General features: G+C 72.5%; 22 protein-coding genes. 8 read left to right on the forward strand and 14 right to left on the reverse strand.

The window, feature by feature from the left end:
* Nucleotides 1-5: 5 nt before the first annotated feature.
* A complete protein-coding gene (locus ACIF83_RS20405) occupies nucleotides 6-965 on the forward strand; it encodes a hypothetical protein (protein WP_393478075.1) in 960 nt (319 codons plus the stop codon).
* Here the strand turns inward: ACIF83_RS20405 and ACIF83_RS20410 are convergent.
* From ACIF83_RS20410 to efeU, 4 genes are all read right to left on the reverse strand, one after another.
* A complete protein-coding gene (locus ACIF83_RS20410) occupies nucleotides 962-1,501 on the reverse strand; it encodes a hypothetical protein (RefSeq protein ID WP_398139876.1) in 540 nt (179 codons plus the stop codon). The genes ACIF83_RS20405 and ACIF83_RS20410 overlap by 4 nt on opposite strands.
* A 114-nt stretch (nucleotides 1,502-1,615) precedes the next feature.
* Entirely contained in the window at nucleotides 1,616-2,767 is a 1,152-nt protein-coding gene (locus ACIF83_RS20415) for a HoxN/HupN/NixA family nickel/cobalt transporter (protein WP_399728669.1), read from the reverse strand.
* Between the two features lie 143 nt (nucleotides 2,768-2,910).
* Entirely contained in the window at nucleotides 2,911-4,173 is a 1,263-nt protein-coding gene (gene efeB / locus ACIF83_RS20420) for an iron uptake transporter deferrochelatase/peroxidase subunit (protein WP_399728672.1), read from the reverse strand.
* A 38-nt stretch (nucleotides 4,174-4,211) separates the two neighbouring features.
* Entirely contained in the window at nucleotides 4,212-6,242 is a 2,031-nt protein-coding gene (efeU, locus tag ACIF83_RS20425) for an iron uptake transporter permease EfeU (RefSeq protein WP_399728675.1), read from the reverse strand.
* A gap of 214 nt (nucleotides 6,243-6,456) precedes the next feature.
* Here efeU and ACIF83_RS20430 point away from each other — a divergent pair, with 214 nt between their 5' ends.
* The 3 genes from ACIF83_RS20430 to ACIF83_RS20440 are packed head-to-tail and all read left to right on the forward strand — an operon-like array spanning nucleotide 6,457 to nucleotide 8,410.
* Nucleotides 6,457-7,119: a DedA family protein gene (locus ACIF83_RS20430; protein WP_398139873.1), complete on the forward strand. Its 663-nt coding sequence runs from the start codon at nucleotides 6,457-6,459 to the stop codon at nucleotides 7,117-7,119.
* A complete protein-coding gene (locus ACIF83_RS20435) occupies nucleotides 7,116-7,718 on the forward strand; it encodes a phosphatase PAP2 family protein (protein ID WP_399728678.1) in 603 nt (200 codons plus the stop codon). Before ACIF83_RS20430 ends, ACIF83_RS20435 begins: the two co-directional genes overlap by 4 nt.
* Nucleotides 7,715-8,410: a phosphatase PAP2 family protein gene (locus ACIF83_RS20440; protein WP_399728681.1), complete on the forward strand. Its 696-nt coding sequence runs from the start codon at nucleotides 7,715-7,717 to the stop codon at nucleotides 8,408-8,410. The genes ACIF83_RS20435 and ACIF83_RS20440 overlap by 4 nt, the downstream gene beginning before the upstream one ends.
* Before the next feature lie 16 nt (nucleotides 8,411-8,426).
* Here the strand turns inward: ACIF83_RS20440 and prcB are convergent, their stop codons facing one another.
* The 3 genes from prcB to ACIF83_RS20455 all read right to left on the reverse strand — a co-directional run bounded on the left by prcB (nucleotide 8,427) and on the right by ACIF83_RS20455 (nucleotide 11,883).
* On the reverse strand, nucleotides 8,427-9,281 hold the full coding sequence (gene prcB / locus ACIF83_RS20445) for a proteasome subunit beta (RefSeq protein WP_399728684.1): 855 nt from the start codon (nucleotides 9,279-9,281) through the stop codon (nucleotides 8,427-8,429).
* A 75-nt stretch (nucleotides 9,282-9,356) separates the two neighbouring features.
* Entirely contained in the window at nucleotides 9,357-10,298 is a 942-nt protein-coding gene (locus ACIF83_RS20450) for a lysylphosphatidylglycerol synthase domain-containing protein (RefSeq protein WP_393478275.1), read from the reverse strand.
* Between the two features lie 97 nt (nucleotides 10,299-10,395).
* A complete protein-coding gene (locus ACIF83_RS20455; RefSeq protein WP_399728687.1) occupies nucleotides 10,396-11,883 on the reverse strand; it encodes a hypothetical protein in 1,488 nt (495 codons plus the stop codon).
* A 168-nt stretch (nucleotides 11,884-12,051) separates the two neighbouring features.
* Between ACIF83_RS20455 and ACIF83_RS20460 the strand changes: the two genes are divergently transcribed.
* Nucleotides 12,052-12,435, forward strand: a complete 384-nt coding sequence (locus ACIF83_RS20460) for a BlaI/MecI/CopY family transcriptional regulator (protein ID WP_393478053.1) — start codon at nucleotides 12,052-12,054, stop codon at nucleotides 12,433-12,435.
* Complete coding sequence (locus ACIF83_RS20465) at nucleotides 12,432-13,325, forward strand: M48 family metalloprotease (RefSeq protein ID WP_393478050.1); 894 nt, start codon at nucleotides 12,432-12,434, stop codon at nucleotides 13,323-13,325. Before ACIF83_RS20460 ends, ACIF83_RS20465 begins: the two co-directional genes overlap by 4 nt.
* 3 nt (nucleotides 13,326-13,328) lie before the next feature.
* On the opposite strand, the gene ACIF83_RS20470 is transcribed toward ACIF83_RS20465, so the two are convergent.
* On the reverse strand, nucleotides 13,329-15,671 hold the full coding sequence (locus ACIF83_RS20470) for a glycoside hydrolase family 65 protein (protein ID WP_399728691.1): 2,343 nt from the start codon (nucleotides 15,669-15,671) through the stop codon (nucleotides 13,329-13,331).
* On the reverse strand, nucleotides 15,668-16,408 hold the full coding sequence (locus ACIF83_RS20475) for an HAD family hydrolase (RefSeq protein ID WP_393478045.1): 741 nt from the start codon (nucleotides 16,406-16,408) through the stop codon (nucleotides 15,668-15,670). The genes ACIF83_RS20470 and ACIF83_RS20475 overlap by 4 nt, the downstream gene beginning before the upstream one ends.
* Nucleotides 16,409-16,527: 119 nt before the next feature.
* On the opposite strand from ACIF83_RS20475, the gene ACIF83_RS20480 reads away from it, so the two are divergent.
* A complete protein-coding gene (locus ACIF83_RS20480; RefSeq protein WP_393478043.1) occupies nucleotides 16,528-17,187 on the forward strand; it encodes a nucleoside/nucleotide kinase family protein in 660 nt (219 codons plus the stop codon).
* On the opposite strand, the gene ACIF83_RS20485 is transcribed toward ACIF83_RS20480, so the two are convergent.
* The 5 genes from ACIF83_RS20485 to ACIF83_RS20505 all read right to left on the reverse strand — a co-directional run bounded on the left by ACIF83_RS20485 (nucleotide 17,171) and on the right by ACIF83_RS20505 (nucleotide 23,662).
* Nucleotides 17,171-19,000: a hypothetical protein gene (locus ACIF83_RS20485; protein ID WP_399728694.1), complete on the reverse strand. Its 1,830-nt coding sequence runs from the start codon at nucleotides 18,998-19,000 to the stop codon at nucleotides 17,171-17,173. The two genes, ACIF83_RS20480 and ACIF83_RS20485, sit on opposite strands and share 17 nt — an antisense overlap.
* A gap of 6 nt (nucleotides 19,001-19,006) precedes the next feature.
* Nucleotides 19,007-19,885: a carbohydrate ABC transporter permease gene (locus ACIF83_RS20490; RefSeq protein ID WP_393478038.1), complete on the reverse strand. Its 879-nt coding sequence runs from the start codon at nucleotides 19,883-19,885 to the stop codon at nucleotides 19,007-19,009.
* A 19-nt stretch (nucleotides 19,886-19,904) separates the two neighbouring features.
* Nucleotides 19,905-20,885 carry a carbohydrate ABC transporter permease gene (locus tag ACIF83_RS20495; protein ID WP_399728698.1) on the reverse strand — a complete coding sequence of 327 codons (981 nt, stop codon included), beginning with the start codon at nucleotides 20,883-20,885 and terminating at the stop codon, nucleotides 19,905-19,907.
* A 53-nt stretch (nucleotides 20,886-20,938) separates the two neighbouring features.
* Complete coding sequence (locus ACIF83_RS20500; protein ID WP_399728701.1) at nucleotides 20,939-22,270, reverse strand: ABC transporter substrate-binding protein; 1,332 nt, start codon at nucleotides 22,268-22,270, stop codon at nucleotides 20,939-20,941.
* A gap of 270 nt (nucleotides 22,271-22,540) precedes the next feature.
* Nucleotides 22,541-23,662 carry an ROK family protein gene (locus tag ACIF83_RS20505; RefSeq protein WP_393478030.1) on the reverse strand — a complete coding sequence of 374 codons (1,122 nt, stop codon included), beginning with the start codon at nucleotides 23,660-23,662 and terminating at the stop codon, nucleotides 22,541-22,543.
* Nucleotides 23,663-23,922: 260 nt separating this feature from the next.
* Here ACIF83_RS20505 and ACIF83_RS20510 point away from each other — a divergent pair, with 260 nt between their 5' ends.
* Nucleotides 23,923-24,825, forward strand: coding sequence for an N-acetylglucosamine kinase (locus ACIF83_RS20510; RefSeq protein WP_393478028.1), 903 nt, complete (start codon nucleotides 23,923-23,925; stop codon nucleotides 24,823-24,825).
* The last annotated feature ends 158 nt before the right edge of the window (nucleotides 24,826-24,983 follow it).

The raw sequence follows: 24,983 nt of genomic DNA on the forward strand, positions 1-24,983 counted from the left end.
TCCCGATGGCGCGAGACCGTTTCACGCCCGATTTCGACCCCGACTGCGGGGACGCGCGGCTCACCTCCGCCCGGCAGGACATCGTCATCGGCCGCTGGCAGGGCCTCAGGGACCTGCTGTGGGTCACCGGCGAGGACCGGACGCTGCGCGGCCACCGGGTGCGGCTGCTGGCGCAGGCCTGCACGGGCAGTTCGACGGTGGAGTCCTGGCTGGCCGCCGAGCCCGGCAACGCGGACGCGCAGGTGCTGCGCGCGGCGACGGAGACGGCCCGGGCGTTCCACCTGGCCATCTCCGCCGGGCGAGGTGTGCCGATCGACCGGGACCGTATCGACACCGCGGTCCTGGCCTGCCTGCGCGCCGCCGAGGCCTGCCCCGAGGACCCGACTCCGTGGGTGTCCCTGATCTCCGTCGCCCGGCTGTATCCGACGGGGGTACGGCGGCAGGAACTGGCCCGCTGGTGGGACGAGTTGCACCGGCGGGACCCGTTCAGCGTGGAGGGCCACCTGCAGGTCCTGCACTACTACTCGGCCCGCTGGCACGGGACGCACGGCCTGATGTACGACTTCGCCCGCGACGCGGCCGGAGTGGCGCCGCCCGGCTGCCCGCTGCCGGTGCTGGTCCAGTACGCCCGGGTCGAGGAGTACCGCTACGCCCTCGACGCCGCCCGCGGCCGGCAGGGCTCGGTCGGCCTCGGCCAGCACTGGGACCACGACGGCGCGGTCAACGACGTACGGCGCACCTGGGAGCGCTGGGTGCGGGCCCGCCCGGACAGCAATCCGGCCCCGACCGAGCTGCGCGACCTCAACCACCTGGCGCACGCGGCCTGTCTGGCCGGCACGGCGGACGTCGCCGCGTCCGTGCTGCGGCTGCTCGGCCGCCGCGCCACCCGCACCCCGTGGTCGTTCACGGGCGATCCGGCCCAGCAACTGACGAAGTGGCGCAAGGAGTTGGGGCTGCGGGCCTAGACGCGGCTCCGGAGCAGGACCAGGCCGGCTGCGGCCGCTCCGGCCGCGGTACAGCAGAGGATGCCGGCCGCCATGTAGCCGGAGACGGTGAAGGCGACGAACGCCAGGGCCCCGAGGGTGGCCAGGACGGCGCAGGTGCGGGGCAGACCGCCGGCCGTCCAGGCCTCCTGGAGGAAGTCGCTGGTGCGCCAGGCATGTGCCGCGACGAGCAGCATGACCACGATCATGACGGCTGCGAGGACCGGGGAGAGACCGGACGTCCGGTGGAATATTGTGGGACGCTCCGACCCCTTCAACTCCAGCAGATGGTGGATCCCCTTGATCGCCGTCACCGGGCCCACCACCGCGAACACGCCACCGGCCACACGGCTCGGCCACACCTTCCCGCCGTTGCCCCGCCGCAGCGCGATCCACTCGAGGATGCCGCGCGGATTGATCAGCGCCACCCAGCCCATCGCGGTGGCGCCCAGCCCCCACGTCAGGTCGAACAGAGCCGAGTCCGGCGCCGACATCTGCTGTGACGCGACTGTGTACATCCCTGGTCCCTCCCGAAGCGCCGGCAGCGGAACACGCCGGCAGCGCAGTGTGACGCCGCGCAGGAGCCGCGCACCATGGGTGACGTGGGGAATTGATGCGATCTTGACGGAGCGCTAGTCCGCGGATCCCTCCGCCAGGCCCGCCGTCCACTTCTCCTCGATGCGACCCGCCTTCCACACCAGCAGGGCGATCACCCAGGTGGCGAAGAACAGGCCGACGATGACGAAGCCGACCGTGTTGAGGTCGAGACCCGAGATCCAGTCCCAGAACGCGCCGTGCAGGTCCAGCTTGTCGGCGAGCAGGCCGAGGAGTTCGACGGTGCCGATGACGAGGGCGACGGCGACGGACAGGCCGGTGATGGTGAGGTTGTAGTAGACCTTGCGGACCGGCTTGGAGAACGCCCAGCCGTAGGCGAAGTTCATGAACGAGCCGTCGATGGTGTCGAGCAGCGACATGCCCGCCGCGAAGAGGACGGGGAGGCAGAGGATCGCGTACCAGGGCAGGCCCGAGGCGGCGCCCGAACCGGCGAGGACCAGCAGGGCGATCTCCGTCGCCGTGTCGAAGCCGAGACCGAAGAGCAGGCCCAGCGGGTACATCTGCCACGGCTTGCCGATCGACCCGGTGACCCGGCCGAGGAGGCGGTTCATGAAGCCGCGGTTGTTGAGCTGTGCCTCCAGGGCGGCCTCGTCGTACCGGCCGGAGCGCATCTGCCGGAACACCTTCCAGATGCCGGCCAGGACGACGAGGTTGATCCCGGCGATGAGGTAGAGGAACGTGCCGGAGACCGTCGTGCCGATCAGGCCGGTGACCTCGTGCAGCCGGGAGTTGTCGTCGCGGACCGGTCCGGCCAGGGCCTTCATGCCGAGCGAGAGCAGCAGGGTCAGGCCGAAGACGATGCTGGAGTGGCCGAGGGAGAACCAGAAACCGACCGAGAGAGGGCGTTGCCCCTTCCCCATCAGTTTCCGGGTGGTGTTGTCGATCGCCGCGATGTGGTCGGCGTCGAAGGCGTGCCGCATCCCCAGCGTGTAGGCAGTCACTCCGATGCCGATGCCGAACGTGTCGGCGCCGACGCTGTAGTGCTCCGGGGCGACGATCGCGACCAGCGTGCCCCAGCCGATCACGTGCAGCGCCAGCACGAAGGCGGCCATACCGCCGACCCTGGTCCACTCCTGCCGCGTCATGGAGCCACGGACGCGGTGCCAGGCCGAACGCGGGGCGTCGGCCTGAGCGGGGAGGGACGGAGTGGAACCAGGGGCGGCCGTCATAGGGGGGGTTGTTCCTTCGGTGGGGCGGCTACGGCTGCGCTGCACAGCCTTGTGCCATCTTCCCGTAGTTGCAACTTATGTGCAGTAAAGCCCGCGACAGGCCTTTCCCATGGGGAGGGAAAGAGCGTGGCCGAGGGGACGGGTCAGGCGGAGAGCAGGCCCCGGCCGAGCCAGTCCCGCCCGTCGCGCACGCCGGGCAGCGCGAAGAAGTAGCCGCCTCCTGTCGGGGAGATGTAGTCGACCAGGGGTTCGTCGATCAGCCGGGTCTGTACGGCCTCGAACTGCCGCTTGACGTCCTGCTGGTAGCAGCAGAAGGCAAGGCCCATGTCGAGGTTGCCGACCTTGTCCACGCCCCGGTCGTAGTTGTAGCCGCGGCGCAGGATGCGGGAGCTGTCGGTCTTCGCGGTGCGCGGGTTGGCGAGGCGGATGTGGGCGTCCACCGGGATCGCGGTGCCGTGCGGGTCCTTGGTGTAGTCGGGGATGTCGGTCTCCTTGGCGCCGTCGAGCGGGGCGCCGGTGTCCTTGCGGCGGCCGAACATCTTCTCCTGCTCGGTCAGCGAGACCCGGTCCCAGAACTCCACGAGCATCCGGATGATCCGGATCACCTGGTAGCTGCCGCCCTCGGCCCAGGCCGGCTCGCCCTGCCCGGCGCCGACCCAGATCAGCCGGTCGGTCTCGCGGGCCGAGGTGACGTCCGGGTTGGCGATGCCGTCCTTGAAGCCGAGCAGGTTGCGCTGGGCTCCGGTGGGGCGCGGGGTGTTCTGGAAGCCGTCGATGCGCCACTTGATCTGCATGGCGCCGCGGGTGTGCCGGGCGATGTCGCGCAGGGCGTGCAGCACGGTGTCCTGGCTGCCCGCGCACAGCTGGAGGGACAGGTCGCCGTGGCACTCGGCCGCGTTCAGGTTGTCGTTCGGGAAGGTCCGCATCGGAGTCAGCCGGGCGGGCCTGGCCTTCGCGAGGCCGTAGCGGTCGTCGAAGAGGGAGGCGCCTACGCCGACCGTGACGGTCAGGGCGTCCGAGGGGACCTCCGGGCCGAGGATGCCGTTGTCGGAGGGTGGCGCGCCGACGCCGAGGTCGGCGGGGGTGCCGCCGGAGGTGAGGAAGCGGGCCCGTTCGGTGAGGGTCCGCAGCAGGTCGGCGAGGCCCTTGCGGTCGTCGGCGATGACGTCGAGGGAGACGAAGGTGGCCGCGGCCGGCGCCGGGGTGACGATGCCGGCCTGGTGGACTCCGTGGAAGGGGACCTTCGCACCGCTGTCCGCCCCCGTGACCTGTGCCTGGGCCGTGCCACCGCTCTCGGCGAGCGCGAAGCCGCCGCCGGCCAGGACCGCGCCGGCCGCTCCGGCGCCCAGCGCGGTCCGCACGAAGGAGCGGCGGGCCGGGCAGACGGGGGTGTCGGCAGAGGACATCGGAGGGTTCCCTTCGGGGTGCGGGTGCTCGGTGGTCATCAGGCGGACTTCCGGATCTCGAGGAGGTCCGGGACCGGGGCGAGGTCTTCCAGCAGCTGCCCGGTGGCACCGTCGAGGCGCTGCCGGTCGGCGGCGGCGAGCTGGTCGACGGGGGTCCAGTGGGTGCCGTCGTGCGCCGCGTCCAGGAGCTTCTGGAGCCGGGCTGTGTCCGCGTCGGCCGTCGGGAGCAGCCGAGGTGCGCGGCTGGTCAGCAGCGGCCGGAGGACGGTGAGCAGCTCCCGGGTGCCGGCGAGGTTGGCGTCGGCGGTGGCGAGGTTGGTGCCGCTGCCCTGGTCGGTGTCGCCGGTCAGCTCGAACTGGAGGGTGTTCTCCAGGATCTCGTGGGCGCGCAGCGGTAGGTCGCCGGGGTCGAACTCCTGGGTCGGGAAGGCCCTGCGCAGTCCCGCGGCCGCGTCGGCGAGCTGCTGGGCGGGCGCGCGCAGGTTCTTGGCCGACTCCCCGTGCCACAGGCCGTGCTCCAGGCGCAGGAAGCCGGTGAAGTCCTTGTCCTGCACGCCGTTCGGCAGCCCGTCGGGCCGCCCGTCGATCTTCTGGTCGAAGTCCTCGAAGGTGCCGTAGGCGGCGCCGAGGGAGGCGTAGGTGCGGTGGGCGGTGAGCCAGTCGGTGCGGGCCCGGTCGAGGTGGCCGCCCTCGATGTCGTCGTCGAGGGTGCGGGTCTGGGTGACGAGCGTGGCCAGGCCCTGCTCGACGTAGGTCTTGTACGCCTTCAGGGGTGCGGCGAGGTCCTGTGCGGAGACGGGGACGACCGGCTCGGCCGCTCCGCCTCCGCTGACCCGTACGGCCTTGGACGTGACGGCCTTGCCGTCGGTCGGGACGCAGCGCCAGGCGTAGGTGCCGCCGGCGACGGTGGCGACGAGGTCGCGGGTGGTGCCGGGGGCCAGGCCCTCGATCTCGCCGTAGACCGCGCTGGTCGACGGGTCGATCAGGTACACCTCGGAGGTCTTGCCGCCGGTGTTGTGCATCTGGAAGGTCTGCCGGCCGGGCCTGGGGGCGGTGAAGCCCTTCCCGCACTCGGTCTCGGAGACGGCGACGGTCTGGTCGTCGGCGGGCTTGGGCCGGGAGAGGGCGACGACGAGTCCGGCGAGCACGGCGGGTACGGCGACCACGGCGGCCGGGATCACCCACACGGGCCGGCGCCGCTGCGGGCGGGTCGCCTTCGGCTCGGGCGCGGACCGCTCGGCGGCCGGCTTCGGGGTGGTGGCGCGGACCCCGCGGACGAACAGGGTCATCACGACGACGAGGTAGGCCACGTAGGCCACGACCTGTAGCCAGGTCATGGCCGGGGTCAGGTTGAACACGCCCTGGACCAGGGTGCTGTACCAGGAGCCGCCGTCGACGCTGCCGGTCAGGTCGACCGCGTAGGCGGTGCCGCCGGGCAGCACCCCGCCCTCCTGGAGGTCGCGCAGGCCGTAGCCGAGGACTCCCGCCGCGATGACGATGAGGACGGCGCCCGTGGCGGTGAAGAACCTGGTCAGGTTGATCTTCAGGACCCGGCGGTACAGGCCCCAGCACAGGCCCGCCGCGAGGACCAGGCCGATGGCGGCGCCGGTCAGCGGGCCGACCGACTCGCCGGCCGCCCGGGCGGTGGTCCACAGGAACAGGGCCGTCTCCAGGCCCTCCCGGCCGACCGCGAGGAAGGAGGTGAGGATCAGCATCCCGGAGCCCATCGCGAGCGCGCCGGTGACCTTCTCCCTCAGCTCACCGGAGAGACCGCGGGCCGAACGGCGCATCCAGAACACCATGACGGTGACGAACGCGACGGCGATCACGCTGAGGGTGCCGCCGAACGCCTCCTGGGCGGTCGCGGACAGGGAGGCGGCGGTGAAGGTGAGGACCGCGCCGAAGCTCATCGCCACGGCGATCGCGGCCAGGACACCCGTCCACACCTGCGGCAGCCGCGAGCGCGCCTCGGCCCGCACGAGTGTGGCGATGAGGATGGAGACGATGAGTCCGGCTTCGAGTCCCTCCCTCAGTCCGATCAGGAAACTCGGAAACGCGTCGTCCCACATGCCCTGCCACCCTCCCAACTTAGTGAAGGCATACCTTACCTTCGTGGACCATCATGACTACAGGGATGTAGTCAGTCAGTCATGGAGCGGCAATAGAGAGGCAAAGCCCGGGAACTGCGCACACACTCGAATCGTCTACAGTTCGGTAGACGGTCTACACATGTGTAGTCGGAAGCAGCCGAGTCAGAAGCAATCGAGGAAAGGGCGTGCGGCGATGGCCACTCCCTCAGACCTGTCGTCGCAGCTCGCGGTCAACGTGCTCGACGCGCACTCCCTGTTGGCCGCCTTCGGGGTGATCGGCGTCGGGGTGGTGCTGTTCGCCGAGACGGGCCTGCTGATCGGCTTCTTCCTGCCCGGCGACTCCCTGCTGTTCACGGCGGGGCTGTTGTGCACGGGCGCGTCCGACCGGGGTGTGCACCTCTCGCTCGGGCCGCTGCTGGCCGCCGCGGCCGTCGGCGCGCTCGCGGGTTCGCAGTGCGGGTACCTGCTCGGCCGCAAGGCGGGCGGCACCCTGCTGGCCCGCAGCCGGTCGGCCCGGCTGCACGAGGGCGCGCAACGCGCCGAGGAGCTGCTGGAGCGCTACGGACACGCGAAGGCGATCGTGCTGGCCCGCTTCGTGCCGGTAGTACGGACGGTGCTGAACCCGATGGCGGGCGCGCTGGGCGTGCCGGCCCGGACGTTCACCCTCTGGCAGGTGGCGGGCGGGCTGGTGTGGAGCCTCGGCCTCACCCTGGCCGGATACGCGCTGGGCTCCTCGATCCCGAACGTGGACAAGTACCTGCTGCCGGTGATCGCGCTGATCGTCGTCGTGTCGCTCGTCCCGCTCGCCGCCGAGGTGGTGCGCTCCCGCAGGGCGGCCAAGGAGGCGCGCGGATGATCCTGGCGATCACGGGCTCGTCGGTCGACGGGCCGCTCTACCGGGACGTGGTGGATCTCGCCCACCGCTCCCCCGGCCGGCTGGACGGCGTCGTCGCGCTGTGGTCGACGTACGGCCTGGCGGTGTTCGCGCTGCTCATGGTCGTGGGCTGGTGGCGGGCCCGCAGGGTCGTCGCCACGGCGGGCATGACGGCGCTGGCCGTTCCGGTGGCGGTGCTGGTGGCCTTCGGAGCGGACGCCGGGCTGAAGGCGCTGGTCCGGGAGGACCGGCCCTGCCGGGGCCTGCCTTTCCGCACCCTGGAGGCGTGTCCGGCGCCGGGCGACTGGTCGTTCCCCAGCAATCACACCGCGATCGCGGTCGCCTCGGCGGTCGCCCTGTTCTTCGTCTCCCGTCGGCTGGGGCTCCTCGCCTCCGGGTTCGCCGTGGCCATGGCGGCCTCCCGGGTCTGGGTGGGCGTCCACTATCCGCACGACGTTCTGGTGGGAGCCCTCGTCGGCGGCCTGGTCGCCTTCCTGGTGATGACCGTGCTCCGGCGCCGGCCGCGGGGACTGGCCGCACGGCTGGCGGCGACCAGGCTGCGTCCGCTGCTGGTGTCATGACCCGCAAGACCCTCGCGGAACTGGCGGGCGGTGCCGCGCTCGGCGCCTGGGCGGCGTTCGGCGTGCTGGCGATGTTCGTCTCCGGCCGGCACGGCGCACCGCTGTTCCTGGACCACGGCCTGCTGACCTGGTCCGTCGGCCACCGTCCGCCGATGGCCGTCGCCGTCGCCCGCGGACTGACCGCCACCGGCACCGGAGTCTTCCCGTACGCGGTGGTCGTCCTGGCCGGGCTGCTGACGGGCCGCAGCCGGCGACAGCGGCTGGTCGGCGCGCTGCTCATGGCCGCCTGCCTCACCACCGGCCAGGCCGTGCGGTACGGCGTCATGGAGCTGATCGGCCGGGCTCGCCCGCCCTCGGTCGACTGGCAGACCCACGCCTCCGGCTGGTCGTTCCCGTCGGGGCACACCACCACGGCGTCCCTGACGGCCGGTCTGGTGATCCTCGCGCTGTGCCTGCGCGCCCCGCACGGCCGCATACTGCTCTGCCTCGCGGTCGCCTGCTGGGGGGCGGGGGTGGGCCTGACGCGGGTCTTCCTCGGCGTGCACTGGTTCACCGACGTGCTCGGCGGCTGGCTGTTCGCCATCGGCTGGCTCGGGCTGTGGCTGTGCGCGGCGGCCTGGTGGCTGCCCCCAGGCCTGAGCACGGACACCGGCGAGCCGGGCCCGGGCCGAACGCGTCCTCACACGTCCTGAGTGCGCGGGCCCACGGTCAGGCGGCGGCGTGCGGGCCGTCCGGGCGGCCGCTGCGCTGCTGGACCATCTCGCGGCTCAGCTCCTCCGTCTCGGACTCGGGCAGCCGTTCGAAGCCGGCTTCGGTGATGGCCGAGACCACCGGGAAGATACGGCGGTTCAGGTCGGGGCCACCGGTGGCCGAGTCGTCGTCGGCGGCGTCGTACAGCGCCTGGAGCGCGGCCAGGGCGGCCTCCCGGCGGGTGAGGTCCGGCCGGAACAGCTTCTTCAGGGCGCCCCGGGCGTACGGAGAGCCGGAGCCCTCGGCGTGGAAGTGCCGTTTCTCGTACAGGCCGCCGGCCGCGTCGAAGGAGAAGATGCGGCCGCGGCCGCCCTCGGGCGCGGTGGTGTCGTAACCGGCGAGCAGCGGGACGACGGCGAGGCCCTGCATGGCCTGGGCGAGGTTCTGCCGGATCATGGCCGCGAGGCGGGTCGCCTTGGCACCCAGGGACATCGGGGTGCCCCCGATCTTCTCGAAGTGCGTCAGTTCGACCTGGTAGAGCCGCACCATGTCGAGCGCGAGGCCGACGGTTCCGGCGAAGGCGACGGCGGTGTGGTCGTCGGCCGGGTGCACCTTCTCCAGGTCGCGCTGGGCGATGAGGTTTCCCATGGTGGCCCGGCGGTCTCCGGCGATCAGCACGCCGTCACGGAAGGTGAGGGCCAGCACCGTGGTGCCGTGCGGGATGCTGCCGGGCGCGGCGCGGACGCCGTCCGGGAACGGCGGCGCGGTGGGCAGCAGGGCGGGCCGGTGCGCGGCCAGGAACTCGGTGAAGGACGAGCTGCCGGGCGTGAAGAACTCCTCCGCCGGCCGCCCCGCGATGTGATGCTCCGTCATACCCTTCCCCCTCCTGTGCCACCAGGCCCCCCTCGTCTCCTACCTGGCGCGGGCGTCCGGGAAACTCCCGACCGCTCACAGGGCCTTGCGCCGGACGAGCACGGCCAGCACGAGGAGGCCCGGGAGCAGCGGCAGCCACACGGTGAGCAGCCGGTAGCCGAGTACGGCAGAGGCCGCGGTCGCGGCGGGGGCGCCGGACACGGTCAGCGCGAGGGCGAGGGCGGCGTCCAGGGAGCCGAGACCGCCCGGGGTGGGCAGCAGCGCGGCCGCGCAGCTGGCGGTGAGGTACAGCAGGGCCACCTGGAGCGGGGGCAGCGGCAGCTGGACGGCCTGGGCGACGGAGATGAGCACCAGGGAGTGCAGGGCGGCGAAGGCCAGCGAGCCGCCCCACAGGGCGGCGGCACGGGCCGGACAGGCGTGCACGGTACGGATGTCGGCCAGCACGCACGCCAGTGCGCGGCGGCAGCGCGGGCGCAGCGGACCGGCCAGGAGCGCCACGAGCAGGGCGGCGGCGCCGAGCGCGGCGGCGACCGCGGCCGGGGAGACGTGCGGGACGCGCAGCAGGCCCGGGCAGAGCGGAGCGAGCACCGCGATCAGGGCGAGGCGGACGACGGCTCCGGCGGTGGCCTTGACGGCGAGCGCGCCGGCCGAGCGGCCCGCCGGCAGCCCGCAGCGCATCAGGAAGCGCAGATTGACCGCGCCGGCGCCGAGCCCGGCGGGCAGCAGGTGGTTGGCGGCGGAGGCGGCGAACTGGGCGGCGAGCAGCCGCGGTCCGGGCAGCCGCCGGGCGACCGCGCCCTGCTGGGCGAGCGCCGAGGCAGCCCAGGTGCCGACGGCCGCCACCGCACCGAGCAGCAGCCACCCCTCGTCGGCGACGGCCAGCCGCAGCGCCCCGGTCTCCACCGTCGGCCAGTGCCGCCGGGCCACGTAGGCCGCGCCCAGCAGGACCGCGAAGCAGACCAGCGTGTGCCAGTAGGCCCGGCGGCGGCCGACGGCGAGGTCCGCGGGAGCGGTCAGCAGCGGGCCGGCGCCAGGGTGGAGCGCGTCCTGGGGCGCCTCCTGTACGGCGTGCTGGGTCATCGGCCGCCTCCCCCGTGTCTGCCACGGCGCCAGGTCATGAGCCGGCCTCCGGTACGGCGTAGTAGAGGCGCAGTCCGTCGAGCGGCACGGAGGGCCACGAGCGGGCGTACCGCGGTGGCCGGGAGCCCGCGGGCACCAGGGTGGCGACCGGGGTGTGGCGCGCGGTGCGGGTGATGGCCTGTGCCGTGCTGTTGGCGTTGTGCCCGCTCGTCGCCGCCGAGGAACAGCCGGCGTAGAACGCCACCGGGATGGCCTCGTGCCCGGTGACCAGACAGGGCTGGCGGACCCCCAGCCCGTGCAGGACGGCGGCGGTGCGGGACCAGGCGCGGTGGGCGGTGGTGGTGCGGTCCACGGCGCGCGTCAGGACGGCGAGTTGCACCGTGAGGTGGGCGGCGAGCCCGAGCGCCAGCAGGGCGACGACCGTCGGCCGCCAGGCACGGGAGGTCGCGGTCAGCAGATGGACGAGCGCGACGGCGACGGGGATCGACAGCAGGGCGTAGGCGGGGAGCAGGAAGCGGGGCGCCGCGTAGCCGATCAGGAACAGGTAGGGGACGGCGGCCGTGGCCGCGCAGGCGAGCGGCAGCAGGGTGGGCACCGTGCGCCGGGCCCGGACCGCGACCGTGAGGCCGAGCGCGGCGAGCACGGGCAGCGCGAACCACCAGACGGTGACCACCGGGTTGGGCAGCGCTCCCGTGCACGGCCGGCACAGTGCCCGCCCGCCGAGGCTGCGCAGCTGGTCGACGACGGCGAAGTGCAGGCCGAGTCCGCCCTGGATCGCGGAGCCGTCGGCGAGGCGCCTGGCGAGGCCGCCGTAGCTGACGTACGCCTCGATCACCCATTCGAGCGCCCCGGCGGCGAGCCCGGTGAGCAGGACGAGGAGGGGCCGCCAGTGGTGCCGCACCAGGCCGAGGGCGAGGAGCGGCAAGCCGACCCAGACGGCGTCCACGGGGCGCATCCAGGCCATCAGCGCCGCGCTCACGCCCAGGCCCCACAGTGCGGCACGGTCGACCCGGTCGGCGCGGGCGCGCAGGAAGCAGGCCACGGCGGCGAGGGCGCCGACGGCCACCCAGTAGTTGGGCATGGCCTGGGGACCGTAGAACAGGGTCACCCACAGGGAGGCGAACAGGGCGCCGGCGAGGGCGAGCACCGGGACGGGGAACAGACCCCGCCAGGCGCGCAGGGCCAGGAAGAGGGCGAGGCCGGACAGGAGCGCGAGGTAGACCCGGAGCAGCGCGGTCGAGGAGGACCAGGCGGCGACGGGCGCGACCAGCAGGGAGACGCCCCGCGCGCGCGGTGCGCTGAAGAAGGCGGCCGGAACGTGTCCGCTGACCTGGCTGACATACACCGTCTCGTCCCAGCCGAGGCCCATGCCGGGCCGGACCAGGAGCAGTTGGGCCAGTGCGAAGGCCGCCGCGACGGCCGCGAGCGACCAGGTGGCGCGAGCCCGTCCGGTGCCGGCGGACGGGCGGCGCGAGCCCTCGCGCCGGGCCGCGTCGGCTGTGGCGTGCGCGCTGCCGATCATGATCACCCCTATTCCCCCTACAGATCGTAGGGTCGACTTGCACCCTACAGCCCGTAGGACCGAGAGCCGGGATCGGGGAAAACACCGACAAACTAACGCGGATCGCAGGATTGTGTCGGGCGAACAGGGCCATCCGGTCGACGGCACTACGCGCTGTAAGGTTGGGGCATGGCTGGCACAGGGTCCCGCAGCAGGGCGGAGCGGCGCAGCGCCGGGGAGCTGGAGAGCGAGGTACTGGCCGCACTCTGGGCCACCGAGCGGCCGATGACACCGGCGGAGATCCAGGCCGAGATCGGCGGCGGGCTCGCCTACAACACCGTGCACACCATTCTCAAACGCCTGTACGACAAGGGCTTGGTACTGCGGGACGCCGACGGGCGGCGCGGCGCGTACCGTACCGCGAAGAACGCGGCGGAGCTGACCGCCCAGGCGATGCACGAGGCCCTGGACCGGGGCCCGGACCCGATCGCGGCGCTCCAGCAGTTCGTGACCGGCCTGAGCCCCGAGGAGGAGCGGGCGCTGCGGGAACTGCTCGCCGGAGGCGGCGCATGAGGTTCGACGTCTACACCCCGCTGCTGCTTTCGCTGCTGCTGTCCGGCGTGGCGCCGGTGATCGGCGGCCGGGTGGCACCCGCGCTCGCCGCGCGCGTGCTGACGTCCGCGGCCGTGCTGACCGCCGCGGCCACGACCTGGACGCTGGTACTGCTGGCGGCCGCGCTGCTCGGGGACGCGCCGCCGGTGGTGCGGGAAGCCCGCGAGGACGGGCGTCGGCTGGTGGACCCGGTGCCGGAGGTGATCGGCCTCGCCGCGGCGGTGGCGCTGGCCGTCGTCGTGTGGCGGGTGCACCGGGCGGTGCGCGCCGAGCGGCGCACCCGGCGGGCGCTGCGGCGGCTGTGCGCGGGGCAGCCCGCGGACACGGAGTTGATCGTCGCCGCCTCGGAGGTGCCACAGGCGTTCGCGATCCCGGGCCGACCGGGCCGGATCCTGGTCACCTCGGCGATGCTGGGCGCGCTGGCACCGGAGGAGCGGCGGGTGCTGCTCGCCCACGAGCGCGCGCATCTGACGCACCGGCACGGGCCCCTGGTGACCGCGGCCACCCTGGCCGTGGCGGCCAACCCGCTGCTCGCACCGGTCCGTTCGGCCGTGGTCTTCCTCGTGGAACGCTGGGCGGACGAGCAGGCGGCAACCGCCGTCGGGGACCGGCGGACCACCGCCCGCGCCCTGGCCCGGGCCGCGCTCACCGCCGGACGGGCCCGCCCGGCGTGCACCCTGAACTTCACCGACCGCGCGGTCACCCGCCGGATCGCGGCGCTCCAGACGAGCCCGCCACCGCAGCTGTGGCCCGCCGCGATGGCCGTCCTCGCCCTGGGCACCCTCGCCGCCCTGCTCGCCGCCGACGCGACGGGCGACCTGCTCGGCCTGCTGTCCGGGATGCTGAGCTGACGCTCAGCCGGCTTTCGGCGCCCGGTGCAGGGGCTGCTCGGGGGCCGGGCGTGGGCGGACCGACGGTACGGAGCGGACGGCGGGCTCGTCGGTGCTCACCCGCAGCGCCTCCCCGTGGTGGTGGAGCGTGAGCGGCTCCCCGTCCAGCAGCGTGTACGTCGCCTTGTCCGCACCGATCTCCACCCTGACGCGACGGCCGCGGAACTGGAGGCTGAAGGCCAGGCGGCGCAGCCGCTCGGGCAGGCGCGGCGCGAAGCGCAGTCCCTCGCCGTCACGGCGCAGTCCGCCGAAGCCCGCGACCAGCGCCATCCAGGTCCCGGCCAGCGAGGCGATGTGCAGTCCGTCCCGGGTGTTGTGCTCCAGGTCCTCCAGGTCCATCAGGGCCGCCTCGGCCGTGTATTCGTAGGCGAGCCGCAGATGGCCCGCCTGAGCAGCGATGACGGCCTGGCAGCAGGCGGACAGGGACGAGTCGCGTACGGTCAGCGGCTCGTAGTAGGCGAAGTTGCGGGCCACTTGCTCGTCGTCGAAGCGGTCGCCGCACGTGTACATGGCCAGCACCAGGTCGGCCTGCTTGACGACCTGTTTGCGGTAGAGGTCGAAGTAGGGGAAGTTCAGCAGCAACGGGTACTGGTGGGGGCGGGTGTGCGCGAAGTCCCAGCGCTGGTAGCGGGTGAATCCGGCGTGCTGCTCGTGGACGCCGAGCTCGTCGTTGTAGGGGATGTGCACGGCCTCGGCGGCGTCCCGCCAGGCTGCGCTCTCCTCGGCGTCCACGCCCAGGCGCTCCGCCTCGCGCGGATGCCGCTCGGCGGCGTCGGCAGCGGCGAACAGGTTCTGGCGGGCCATCAGGTTGGTGTACGTGTTGTCGTCGGCCACCGCGCTGTACTCGTCGGGGCCGGTGACGCCGTCGATGTGGAAGACCCCGTGGTGGTCGTGGTGGCCGAGCGAGCGCCACAGCCGGGCGGTCTCCACCAGCAGCTCCACTCCCGCCTCCCGCTCGAAGCGGGTGTCGCCGGTGGCCTCGACGTAGCGGACGACCGCATCGGCGATGTCGGCGTTCACGTGGAAGGCCGCGGTGCCGGCCGGCCAGTACGCCGAGCCCTCCGCGCCCTGGATGGTCCGCCAGGGGAACGCGGCCCCGCCGAGCCCCAGTTGGGTCGCGCGCTCGCGTGCCTCGTCGAGGGTGTTGTACCGCCAGCGCAGCGCCTCGGCGACGGCCTCGGGTGCGGTGTGGGTGAGGACGGGCAGCACGAACATCTCGGTGTCCCAGAAGGCGTGCCCGTCGTAGCCTGAGCCGGTCAGGCCCTTGGCGGGTATCGCCCGCTGCTCGGCGCGGGCGCCGGCCTGCAGGACGTGGAAGAGGGCGAACCGTACGGCCTGCTGGATCTCCTCGTCGCCGTCCACCTCGACGTCCGCGCGGGACCAGAAGTCGTCCAGGTAGGCGCGCTGGTCGTCCAGGAGCCCCTGCCAGCCGTCGTGCGCGGCGGCCGCGAGGGCGGCGTCGACCTGGTCGGCCATCGCGGGCAGCGAGCGGGTGCCGGACCAGCCGTGGGCGACCAGCTTCTCCACCCGCAGCGTCTGGCCCGGCTCCAGGACGGAGGTGACGGTGAGCCGGGCGACGTCGCCGCCGCTCTCGCTGCGGGTCGTGGTGCGCTCGGGACCGGTGACCACGTGGTCGGCGGCCACGGCCACCCGCAGGCCGCTGCGCCGGGTGCGGTGCACCAGCCGCAGCCGGTTGCCTGCGGCGAGGTCGTCCTCCTGCTCGAGCGGCGACTGCAGCGCCACCGCGGCGCGCGGGTCACCGTTCGAGCCGGGCAGCTGTTCGTCGGCGACCAGCTCCGACTGGATCACCACCCGGCTGCGACGGCCGACGGCCTCCACTTCGTACGCCACCGCGGCCACCGCGCGCTGGGTCAGCGACACCAGCCGGGTCGAGCGGACCCGGACCGTGGAGCCGGCCGGGGACGTCCACTCGACGCTCCGCTCCAGCACTCCGCGGCGCAGGTCCAGGACGCGCTCGTGGGCGACGAGCCGACCGTAGCGCAGGTCGAACGGTTCGTCGTCCACCAGCAGCCGCAGGATCTTGCCGTTGGTGACGTTGATGACTGTCTGCCCGGACTCCGGATAGCCGTAGCCGGCCTCCGCGTACGGGAGCGGGTGCGCCTCGTGCACCCCGTTGAGGTAGCTGCCGGGCAGGCCGTGCGGTTCGCCCTCGTCCAGGTTGCCGCGCCAGCCGACATGGCCGTTGGACAGCGCGAACACCGACTCGCTCTGGGCGAGGACGTCGAGGTTCAGGTCCGTCTCGCGCACGGCCCACGGCTCGACCGTGTACGACCGGTGGGTGATCACTGCTTGCCTCCCAGCTCGGCGAGATCCTTGACGACGATGCTCGCGCCGTGTGCGTACAGGGCGTCGGTCTGTCCGACCCGGTCGACGCCTACGACGTACCCGAAGCCGCCCGAGCGGCCCGCGTCCATGCCGGCCAGCGCGTCCTCGAAGACGGCCGATTGCGCCGGCTCGACGCCCAGTTCGTGGGCGGCGGCCAGGAAGGTGTCGGGGTGCGGCTTGCCCGGCAGGTTCCGCTCGGCGGCGACCACACCGTCGATGCGGACGTCGAAGAAGTGCTCGGCGCCGACGGCCCGCAGCACGTCCTGGCAGTTGGCGCTGGAGGAGACGATCGCGGTGCGCAGCCCCTGCGCGCGGACGGCCTCCAGATAGTGCAGGGTGCCCTCGTAGGCCTCCACGCCGCCGGTGCGGATCCGCTCCAGCAGCAGATCGTTCTTGCGGTTGCCGAGGCCGTGCACGGTGCGGGCGTCGGGCGGGTCGTCGGGCCCGCCCTCGGGCAGGTGGATGCCGCGCGAGTCGAGGAAGGAACGGACCCCGTCGGCGCGCGGGCGTCCGTCGACGTACTCGTCGTAGTCGGCGATCTCGTCGAACGGCCGTCCCTGCGGGCCCTCGTACTCGCGCAGGAACGCGTCGAACGTCTCCTTCCAGGCGGCCGCGTGCACGACGGCCGTCTTGGTGACGACCCCGTCGAGGTCGAACAGACAGGCCAGGATGGTGTCGGGCAGACCGAGCTGAGTCATACCCAGCACCCTTCCCCATGGAGTGCACTCCAGTGGGTGGCGAGCGCCACACGAGCCAGACTTTCGAACCTTCCGACCTGGCTCTCGCCGTCGTCGCCACCGGTGACACACTCTGCTGTGTGCCGCTGACCTTCGACGACCTCCTCATCCGCGCCCGTGCCCTGGCCGGTGGCGGGCGGCGCGCGATCCTCGGGATCGCGGGCGGCCCGGGCTCGGGAAAGACGACGCTGGCCGAGCATCTGGTGCGTGCCCTGAACGCCGACGGCCCGCCCTGGGTGGCGCACGTGCCCATGGACGGCTTCCATCTGGCCGACGTCGAGCTGGACCGGCTGGGCCGCCGGGACCGCAAGGGCGCGCCGGACACCTTCGACGCGGCCGGGTACGCGGCACTGCTGCGGCGGCTGCGCGAGGAGACCGGCGAGGTGGTGTACGCGCCCGGGTTCGAGCGGGTCCTGGAGCAGCCGATCGCGGGCGCGATCCCCGTGCCGCCGACGGCCCGGCTGGTGGTGACGGAGGGCAACTACCTGCTGCTGGCGGAGGGTTCGTGGGCGCGGGTGCGGTCGTGCCTGGACGAGGTGTGGTACTGCGAGATCGATGAGCAGGAGCGGATCCGGCGGCTGGTCGCCCGGCACGAGGAGTTCGGCAAGGAGCGCGAGGCGGCCGTGGCCTGGGTCCTGGGGACGGACCAGCGCAACGCCGATCTGATCGCCACGACGCGGGACCGGGCGGACCTGGTCGTGCCGCCCGGCGCGCTGCCCTCGCTCAGACGCCCAGCGTGAGCACGGGTTCGCCGACGGCATCACCCGCCGGATCCCCGAGCACCGCGGTGAACGCCTCGGTGCGTACCGTCACCCCCCGTTCGTCGCTGTCGAAGGCGGGCGCGAAGGGGCCGCCCGGCCCGTAGCGTACGGCGAACACGTGCAGGCCCTCCGGAGCGCCCGGTGCCGGGGCTGCCTCCACTGCGGTGGAGCCGACCAGGTGGCGCCAGCCCTCGTCGGGGTTGCCGTAGCCGCGCGGGTCGGCCGCGAGTGCGAACGCCGCCTGTTCCTGGGTGAGTTCGGCGCGGGCGTCGAAGTGGTCGGGGCCCGGGTCCGCGGGATGTGTGAGGCGCAGCCCGCCCGCGGCGGCGACCTCGCCCTCGGCGACGCGGCGCACCCGGTCGCCGTCGTCGGCGGCGTACGGCAGCCCGGACAGCAGGTACGGCGCCCCGTCGAGCCGCTCGACGGCGACCGTCACCCACAGGCGGGTGCCGTCGGTGACGTACAGCGACCGCAGATGGCGCAGCACATGGTCGCGGCCGACGACCGGCTTGGTGACCAGCTTGGCCGCGAGCCCGCCGGCGCGGACGTCGCGGACCCGCACCTCGCCCATGGGACGGCACAGCAGGAAGCCGTCCGTGACCGGGCCGAACCCGTGCTGGCGGCGCACGGCGGCGGGCAGGTAGTAGGTGCCGGCCGCCTCGACGAGCGAGGGGGTCATGCGGCTGTCGAAGGCGACGGAGACCGTGCCGGAGCGCAGCTGGTGGCGGGCGGTGGTGGTCGACGGGACACGGTGCCAGCGGGTGGTGTCCTGGATCTGCCAGACCAGCATGAAGGCGAAGTGTCCGTCGATGCGGCCGTCGCGTTGGACCGCGTACCGTCCCCAGCGGGTGTCGCCCCGGTAGCGGCCCAGGTCGGCGCCGACGCGTGCGCTGAAGTAGCGCAGGCCCAGGACGGATTCGAACCCGGAGTGCTGTTCGCTGTAGCGGGGTCCGCCGTTGTCGAAGCCGCCGCTCGTCAGACGGGCGTCGATGTAGCGGGCGAGCGCCTCTCCGTCCTCGGCGAACACCTGCTCGCCGCTGACCCGGTGGGCCTGGGCGAGGAAGGAGAGGGAGATCGGGCCGTAGTTGTTGTCGTACGCCCCGCCGTGCTCGGGCGGCAGCAGGGCGCCCCGGTCGCGGACCCGGTGGGCGCGGATCTCGTCGGTGTACAGCTCCATTGCCCGGGAGCCGATTTGTGCTCCTGCGGAAGCGGGCAGATGGCGGGCCAGCATCAGGCCGCCGACCACGCAGCCGATGGCCTGGTTGCCCGCCTCCTGCGGGTTGAAGAAGGTCGCCTCGGTCAGCCGGCGCCAGTAGCCGTGGGCCAAGTCCGTGAGTGCGGTGCGCTGTTCGTCGTCCAGGAGGCCGTCGGCCGCGTCGAGGACGTTGACCGCCTGGAGCAGCGCCCACACCGTGCTCGGCCAGTCGCCGATGGGGTGGGCGCCCGCTTCCAGTACGTAACGGGCGTACGGGAGGCCCGAGTCGGTGATGCGGAGGTTCGGGTAGCCGGGGTTGTCGTCGGTGTAGACACGCTCGCGCAGGTGGAAGGCGAGGCTGCGGCGCACCGCCTCGGGCAGCCGGGGGTCCCGGCCGCGCTGCCAGGCGAGGGCGAGCAGGGAGGTGATGCCGAGGGAGGTGTCGCCGATGTCGTCGCCGGCGTCGGGGTGTTCGAGACTGCCCTCGGGGGTGAGGCGGGACAGGGCCTGCTCGGTGACGTCGGCGAGGACCGCGTCGTACGCCTCGGGGGTGTCCGGGAGGTCGTGCAACGGGCCGCGCTGGTGAGGGAGATACACGGGGGATCAGCCCTTCATGCCGGAGGTCGCCATGCCTTCCACCAGTCTCTTCTGGAAGACGAGGAAGCAGATGAGCGTCGGGAGGAGGGCGAGCGTCGACATGGCGAACATGGCGCCGTACGAGGAGCCGCTGGTCTTGTCCAGGAACAGGGTGAGGCCGAGCGGGACGGTGAATCGGTCGTTCTGCTGGAGGTAGACGAGTTGGCTGAGGAAATCGTCGTAGGTCCAGATGAAGGTGAAGATCGTGGTGGTGACCAGGGCCGGCTTCATCAGCGGCAGGATGATCTTCCAGTAGATCTGGAATGGGTTGGCGCCGTCCATCATCGCGGCCTGGTCCAGCTCGCGCGGGATGGAGCGGATGAACTGCACCATCAGGAAGATGAAGAAGGCGTCCGTAGCGAGGAACTTGGGGACGATCAGCGGCAGGAAGGTGTTGATCCAGGTCAGGTTGTAGAAGATCGTGTACTGCGGGATCAGAGTGGCCTGCATGGGCAGCATGAGCGTGCCGAGCATCACGCCGAACAAGATCTTCTTGCCGCGGAACTCGAGGCGCGCGAAGGCATAGGCGGCCAGCGAACAGGAGATCACGTTTCCTATCACCGCACCGGTCGTGACAATCAGCGAGTTGGTGATGTACAGCGAGAAGGAGTTGCCGGAACCGCTCCAGCCCTCGGCGTAGTTCGCGGCGTGCACCTTCTCCGGCACAAGGCCGGGGTGCGTGAAGATCTCGGTGTCGGGCTTGAGCGAGCTGCTGAGCATCCACAGCAGCGGATAGAGCATGAGCAGGGCCACGCCGATGAGCAGCGTGTGCAGGAGGATGCGGCGGGGGCCGGTGAGTGAGCGCAGCTTGCTGAGCGGCGAGACGCCGGGCGTGATGGCGGACATGGTGGACAGAACTCCTTGCTCAGTCGTCGTAATGAACCCAGTAACGGCTGGCGATGAAGTTGACCGCCGTGAAGCCCGCGATGACCAGGAACAGCACCCAGGCCAGCGCCGAGGCGTATCCCATCTGCAGGTCGGTGAAACCCTTCTTGTACAGGTAGAGGGAGTACAGCATGGTCGAGTTGAGCGGTCCGCCGGTGCCGTTGCTCACGACGTAGGCGGGGGTGAACGTCTTGAACCCGTCGATGATCTGCAGGACCACGTTGAAGAAGACGATCGGGGTGAGCAGCGGAAGCGTGATGCGGAAGAACCTGGTGAACGTTCCCGCGCCGTCGATCGCCGCGGCCTCGTAGACATCCTTCGGCAGCTGCTTCAGGCCGGCGAGGAAGATGACCATAGGGGTGCCGAACTGCCAGACGGCCAGCAGGATGAGCGTGTAGATCGAGGTGTCGGGGCTGGAGATCCAGTCCTGGCCCTTGATGCCGAACCAGCCGAGGAAGTCGTTGAACAGGCCGTCCCCGCCGAAGACCTGCCGCCACACGATGGCCACGGCGACCGCGCCGCCGAGCAGCGAGGGCAGGTAGAAGGCGGCCCGGTAGACGCCGATGGCCTTCATCGGGCGGTTGAGCAGGATGGCCACGCCGAGCGCGAGCGCCAGCTTCAGCGGCACGGAGACGAGGACGTACAGCAGGGTGGCGTGCACCGAGTCCCAGAACACCGGGTCGTCGGTGAACATGCGCGAGTAGTTCTCGGTGCCGACCCACTTGGCGGGCGAGAGCAGGTCGAAGTCCGTGAAGGACAGGTACAGCGAGTCCAGCATCGGGTAGATCGTCAGGCCGAACAGGCCGACGAACCAGGGCGCCAGGAAGAGGTACGGCCACCAGCCCCCGCCGCGCCGTCTGGCGGCACGCCGACGCATCCGTTCCCGCTCGCGCTGGTCGGCGGGGGTCGCCGGGGCCGCCGGCGCCTCCCCCACGACCTCGTCGGTCTTGGTGGTGGTCATGCTCATCTTCTCCCTGGCCCTCTCCCGGTGCCTGACTGTGCTGGGGCGGGCGGTCAGCCCGCGAGGATCGACTGCGCCTGGTCGAAGAACTCGCTCAGCTGCGCCTTGATGGACTTCTTGCCGAAGGCGACCGCCAGGTTGGACTGGAACAGCAGGTCCCAGATCTGGTCCGCGCCCTTGGGCGGGGGCACCGGCGCGGGCAGCGCGCCCGCGGCCTTGGAGACCCGCCGGGAGATGTAGTCGGCGTTCGCCATGTTCAGCTTGTCGGTCTCGGTCAGCCCGCCGGAGATCAGCGAACGGGCCTTCTCGGTCGGCGGGATGCCGCGCAGCAGCTGCATGTCCTTGATGGCGGTGGCGTCCTGGGCGAAGAAGTCCATGATCTTCACCGAGTCGGCGACCTGCTTGCTGGCCTTGGTGGCGCTCAGCAGCACACCGCCGTTGACGAAGTTGCCCTCGCGGGCACCGGACCAGTCGCCCTGCGGGGTGGGCAGGAAGTCCAGCTGGGCGTCGGTGATCGAGCCGCCGGCGCCGTAGACACCGGAGTCGAAGGTGAACAGGGCCTTGCCGATGACGACCGCGTTCTTGGTGAGGTCGTTGTGCGCGGCCGAGGTGACGGCGGGCGGCGGGGAGGCGTGGTCCCCCCGCATCCCGGCCCAGAACTCCCACCACTCCTGCAGGGTGTCGGCGGTGAAGCCGAGCTTCTTGCCGTCGTCGGAGAAGAACTGCTGGCCCTTCTCGCGGGCGAAGATCTCGAAGCACTGGAGGGTGGAGCCGCCGCCGTCGTCAACGCCGTACTGCTTGCCGCCGCTCTTCTTGTAGACGTCGGTCGCGATCTTCTTCAGGTCGTTCCAGGTCCACTCGCGGTCGGGCAGCTTCAGGCCGAGCTGCTCCAGGCCGGAGCGGTTGACGGTGAGCTGGTTGACGCCGATGCCGGACGGGACGCCGTACAGCTTGCCGTCGACGGTGCCGACGGCCAGGAGCGTCTTGGAGAAGCCGGCCAGGTCCAGGGACTTGCCGACGTAGGAGTCGAGCGGGGCGAGGATGCCCTTGCGGGCGTACTGCGCGACCAGCGCGGTGTCCATCTGCAGCAGGTCGGGGGCGCTGCCGCCGGCGACCTGGGTGTTGAACTTGTCGAAGTAGCCGTCGTAGCCCTGGTACCGGGTCTCGATCTCGATCTTCGAGTTCTTCTTCTGGAAGTAGGCGAGGGCCTTCTTGTACGCGGCGTGCCGTTCGTCGCTGCCCCACCAGGTCATGGTCAGCCTGCCGCTGTCGCTGCCCGCGCCGGTGCCGCCGGCGCAGGCGGCGAGGCTGGAGCCGAGCGCGCCGGCGACGGCCAGCCCGCTCGCGGTGCGGAAGAGGGTTCTGCGCGAGATCTGGTGACCCACCGGGTCCTCCCTGAAGGTGCGTGACGGATCCCGGAGCCGGTCAACTCGGCTCGGGTGCCTTGGTGTTGGAATCGCGTTCCGGTACGCGGCCTCGCCCGGCCGCGTACCCCTGACGGGTGCGGTCCCCGGCCCTGACGGCCGTTGCCCAGCGAGCACGCCCTCGCGTGGCTGCCGTACGTCGCGTACGGTCGGGACGCCCACCCTCGAGCCGGGGTCCCGCCCGGCTTAGAAAGCGCTTGTCCGGACATTGGCAGACCGAGTCGGAGGCCGTCAATCCTTCGTCCGCACGGCCTCGGTCACGGTTTGGACTCCTCGTGCGACCGCGAGCCGGGCCGCGCCGGTGACGGTGCCGAGGTCCCCGACCGTGCTGCTGACCACCTCGGTGGGCCAGCTCAGCCGCTCCAGTTCGGCCCGGACACCGGGCAGGAGCTGCGGGTCCGCGCCGGTGCTGCCGCCGAGCACGATCAGCCCGGGGTCCAGCACGGCGGCCACGGCGGCGGCGAGCCGGCCCACGTCGGTGGCATGCCGGGCGACGACGGCGCGGGCCGTCGCCCGGCCCTCGGCGGCGAGGGCGAAGAGCTGCTCGGTGGTGCGGGGGCAGGGGCCGTCGGCGGACTGCCAGGCCTGCGCGGCCCGGCGCAGCAGGGAGTGCGCACCGACGTACTCCTCCAGGGCCTCGCGGCGCGGTTCGCGGCCTTCGTCCCAGGGGTAGGGCAGCCGGGCCAGCTCGCCCGCGGCGCCGTTCGCTCCGCGCAGCACCCGGCCGCCGACGACGATGCCGAGGCCGATGCCCACGCCGATCCGCAGATAGCCGAAGGTGTGGCGGCCGCGGGCGGCACCCTCGTGCAGCTCGGCGAGCGCGGCGCAGTTCACGTTGTTCTCCAGGTGGACGGGCACACCGGGCGGCAGCGCGACGGCCATGGCGTCGTAGGCGGGGCCGGCCTTGGCGGTCGCGGGCCGCATCCCGGTGCCCTCCCGGTCCTGTGCGGTGACGTCGCCGACGGCGACGACGATGGTGCGCAGCGGGGCGTCGGCGGGCAGCGCGACGAGGGTCTCGCGCACGGCGTCGGCGGCATCGGCCCGGGAGGTGGTGGCCTGGGCGAGCAGGCTGCCGTCGAGACCGCAGCCGCGCACCCGGGTGTGGGCGGGGCCGAGGTCCACGGCGAGCACGGTCCCGGCGGCCGGGCCGAGACGGTAGACGGCGGCGGTGCGGCCGGTGCCGCTGGAGGCCGTACCGGAGTGGGCGGCGAGCCCCGCGGCCTCCAGCTCGGCCACGGCTGCGGAGACCGTCGGTTTCGAAAGGCCCGCGTCGGCCGCCAGCTGGGGGCGGGTGGCGGATCCGGCCGTGGCCAGGACGGCGAACACCGCGCGGGCGCTCTCGCTCAGGATCATGCTCTCCCCCAGATTCGAGCCGCAGTCTGCTGGTGAGGGGCGCTGGGATTGCGTGCCTCTTGACGCACTCTACTTCGTTAGTTAATTTCCTAACGAATTCACGGTACTCGCCTGCCGTGGCCGCCGCCGAAGTCCGTCCCGGGGCTTCCCGACACCTTCTGCAGCCGTTCATCCAGGCGCGGTTCGCCCGCCGTCGCAGCACAGCACCAGGGAGCACGGCTCCTGCAGCACAGCTCCCTGCGGACGACGAAAGAGGATCCGTGCAGGACGTTCCGTATCCCCTCGTGGTCGGGATCGACGTGGGCGGCACCAAGACCCGTCTCCGGGCACTGGCCGGGGGCGAGCTGGTCGCCGACCGCGTCCGTTCCAGCAGCGGCTGGCGGCCGCACACCCCGGCCGCCGCCGCGGCCTGGCTGGCCGCACTGCTCGACGACGCCCTGCCGGCCGGCCTCCGACCGGCCGCCCTCGCCGTGGGCGGGCACGCCTGCGAGACCCCGCGCCAGTGCGCCGCGATCCGGGCCGCCCTGGGCGACGTCCTGGACGCGCCCGCGCTGATCGTCGGCGACGCCGAACTCCTCGTCCCCGCCGCCGGGCTGGAGAAGGGGATCGGTCTGGTCGCGGGCACCGGCTCGGTCGCGGTCGGTCACACGTCCGACGGCACGCCGGTGCAGGTCGGCGGCTGGGGCGCGGTCCTCGGCGACGAGGGTGGCTCGGCCGGGCTGGTCCGGGAGGCCGCGCGGGCCTGCTGGGCCGCCCACGACCGCGGAGAGGCACCCGACGCGCTGGCCTCCGCACTGCTCGCCGCGTTCGACGTACCCGAAGTGCCTGCGCTCGGCGCGGCGTTGGAGAGCGCCACGGACGTCTCCGCCGAGTGGGGCCGGCACGCCCCGGTCCTCTTCTCGGCCGCCGAGGCGGGCTCCGCGCTCGCCCACGAGGTGATATCCGCCGGGGGTCGCTCCCTCGCCGCACTCGTCGTCCGGCTCGCCGACCGCGGCCTCGCCGTGGACGACGTGGTGGTCGCGGGCAGCACCGTCCTCGCCCAGCCGCTCCTGTACGACGCGTTCACCGCCGCGCTCGCCGACGCCCTGCCCGGAGCACGGCCGCACCCGTTGCGGGTGCCGCCCGTCAACGGGGCGGTGGCGCTGGCGCGTTCGATCCTGTGAACGCCGCGCCCCGCGTTCACCTGCCGCACACGCCCTCGTCGCCGGGGACTCCCCGACGGGACACGACCCCGCCCTAGATATTCACTCGTTCAACTTCTTTCCCACGGGACCGCACAATCCGGCACATCGTGGCCGGGCGTCTGCGCCGTGCGCGCCGG

Origin of the sequence: Streptomyces sp. NPDC085866 (assembly GCF_044541035.1) — a bacterium.
In the GTDB taxonomy this organism is placed as follows: domain Bacteria; phylum Actinomycetota; class Actinomycetes; order Streptomycetales; family Streptomycetaceae; genus Streptomyces.

Excerpts from the sequence above, each read along its gene's own strand:
- ACIF83_RS20490 (WP_393478038.1), bottom strand. The coding sequence starts at position 19,885 with ATGTCCGCCATCACGCCCGGCGTCTCGCCGCTCAGCAAGCTGCGCTCA.
- ACIF83_RS20435 (WP_399728678.1), top strand. The coding sequence starts at position 7,116 with ATGATCCTGGCGATCACGGGCTCGTCGGTCGACGGGCCGCTCTACCGG.
- prcB (WP_399728684.1), bottom strand. The coding sequence starts at position 9,281 with ATGACGGAGCATCACATCGCGGGGCGGCCGGCGGAGGAGTTCTTCACG.
- ACIF83_RS20455 (WP_399728687.1), bottom strand. The coding sequence starts at position 11,883 with ATGATCGGCAGCGCGCACGCCACAGCCGACGCGGCCCGGCGCGAGGGC.
- ACIF83_RS20410 (WP_398139876.1), bottom strand. The coding sequence starts at position 1,501 with ATGTACACAGTCGCGTCACAGCAGATGTCGGCGCCGGACTCGGCTCTG.
- ACIF83_RS20415 (WP_399728669.1), bottom strand. The coding sequence starts at position 2,767 with ATGACGGCCGCCCCTGGTTCCACTCCGTCCCTCCCCGCTCAGGCCGAC.
- ACIF83_RS20440 (WP_399728681.1), top strand. The coding sequence starts at position 7,715 with ATGACCCGCAAGACCCTCGCGGAACTGGCGGGCGGTGCCGCGCTCGGC.
- efeU (WP_399728675.1), bottom strand. The coding sequence starts at position 6,242 with ATGTGGGACGACGCGTTTCCGAGTTTCCTGATCGGACTGAGGGAGGGA.
- ACIF83_RS20460 (WP_393478053.1), top strand. The coding sequence starts at position 12,052 with ATGGCTGGCACAGGGTCCCGCAGCAGGGCGGAGCGGCGCAGCGCCGGG.
- ACIF83_RS20505 (WP_393478030.1), bottom strand. The coding sequence starts at position 23,662 with ATGATCCTGAGCGAGAGCGCCCGCGCGGTGTTCGCCGTCCTGGCCACG.
- ACIF83_RS20430 (WP_398139873.1), top strand. The coding sequence starts at position 6,457 with ATGGCCACTCCCTCAGACCTGTCGTCGCAGCTCGCGGTCAACGTGCTC.
- ACIF83_RS20405 (WP_393478075.1), top strand. The coding sequence starts at position 6 with ATGGCGCGAGACCGTTTCACGCCCGATTTCGACCCCGACTGCGGGGAC.
- efeB (WP_399728672.1), bottom strand. The coding sequence starts at position 4,173 with ATGTCCTCTGCCGACACCCCCGTCTGCCCGGCCCGCCGCTCCTTCGTG.
- ACIF83_RS20465 (WP_393478050.1), top strand. The coding sequence starts at position 12,432 with ATGAGGTTCGACGTCTACACCCCGCTGCTGCTTTCGCTGCTGCTGTCC.
- ACIF83_RS20475 (WP_393478045.1), bottom strand. The coding sequence starts at position 16,408 with ATGACTCAGCTCGGTCTGCCCGACACCATCCTGGCCTGTCTGTTCGAC.
- ACIF83_RS20495 (WP_399728698.1), bottom strand. The coding sequence starts at position 20,885 with ATGACCACCACCAAGACCGACGAGGTCGTGGGGGAGGCGCCGGCGGCC.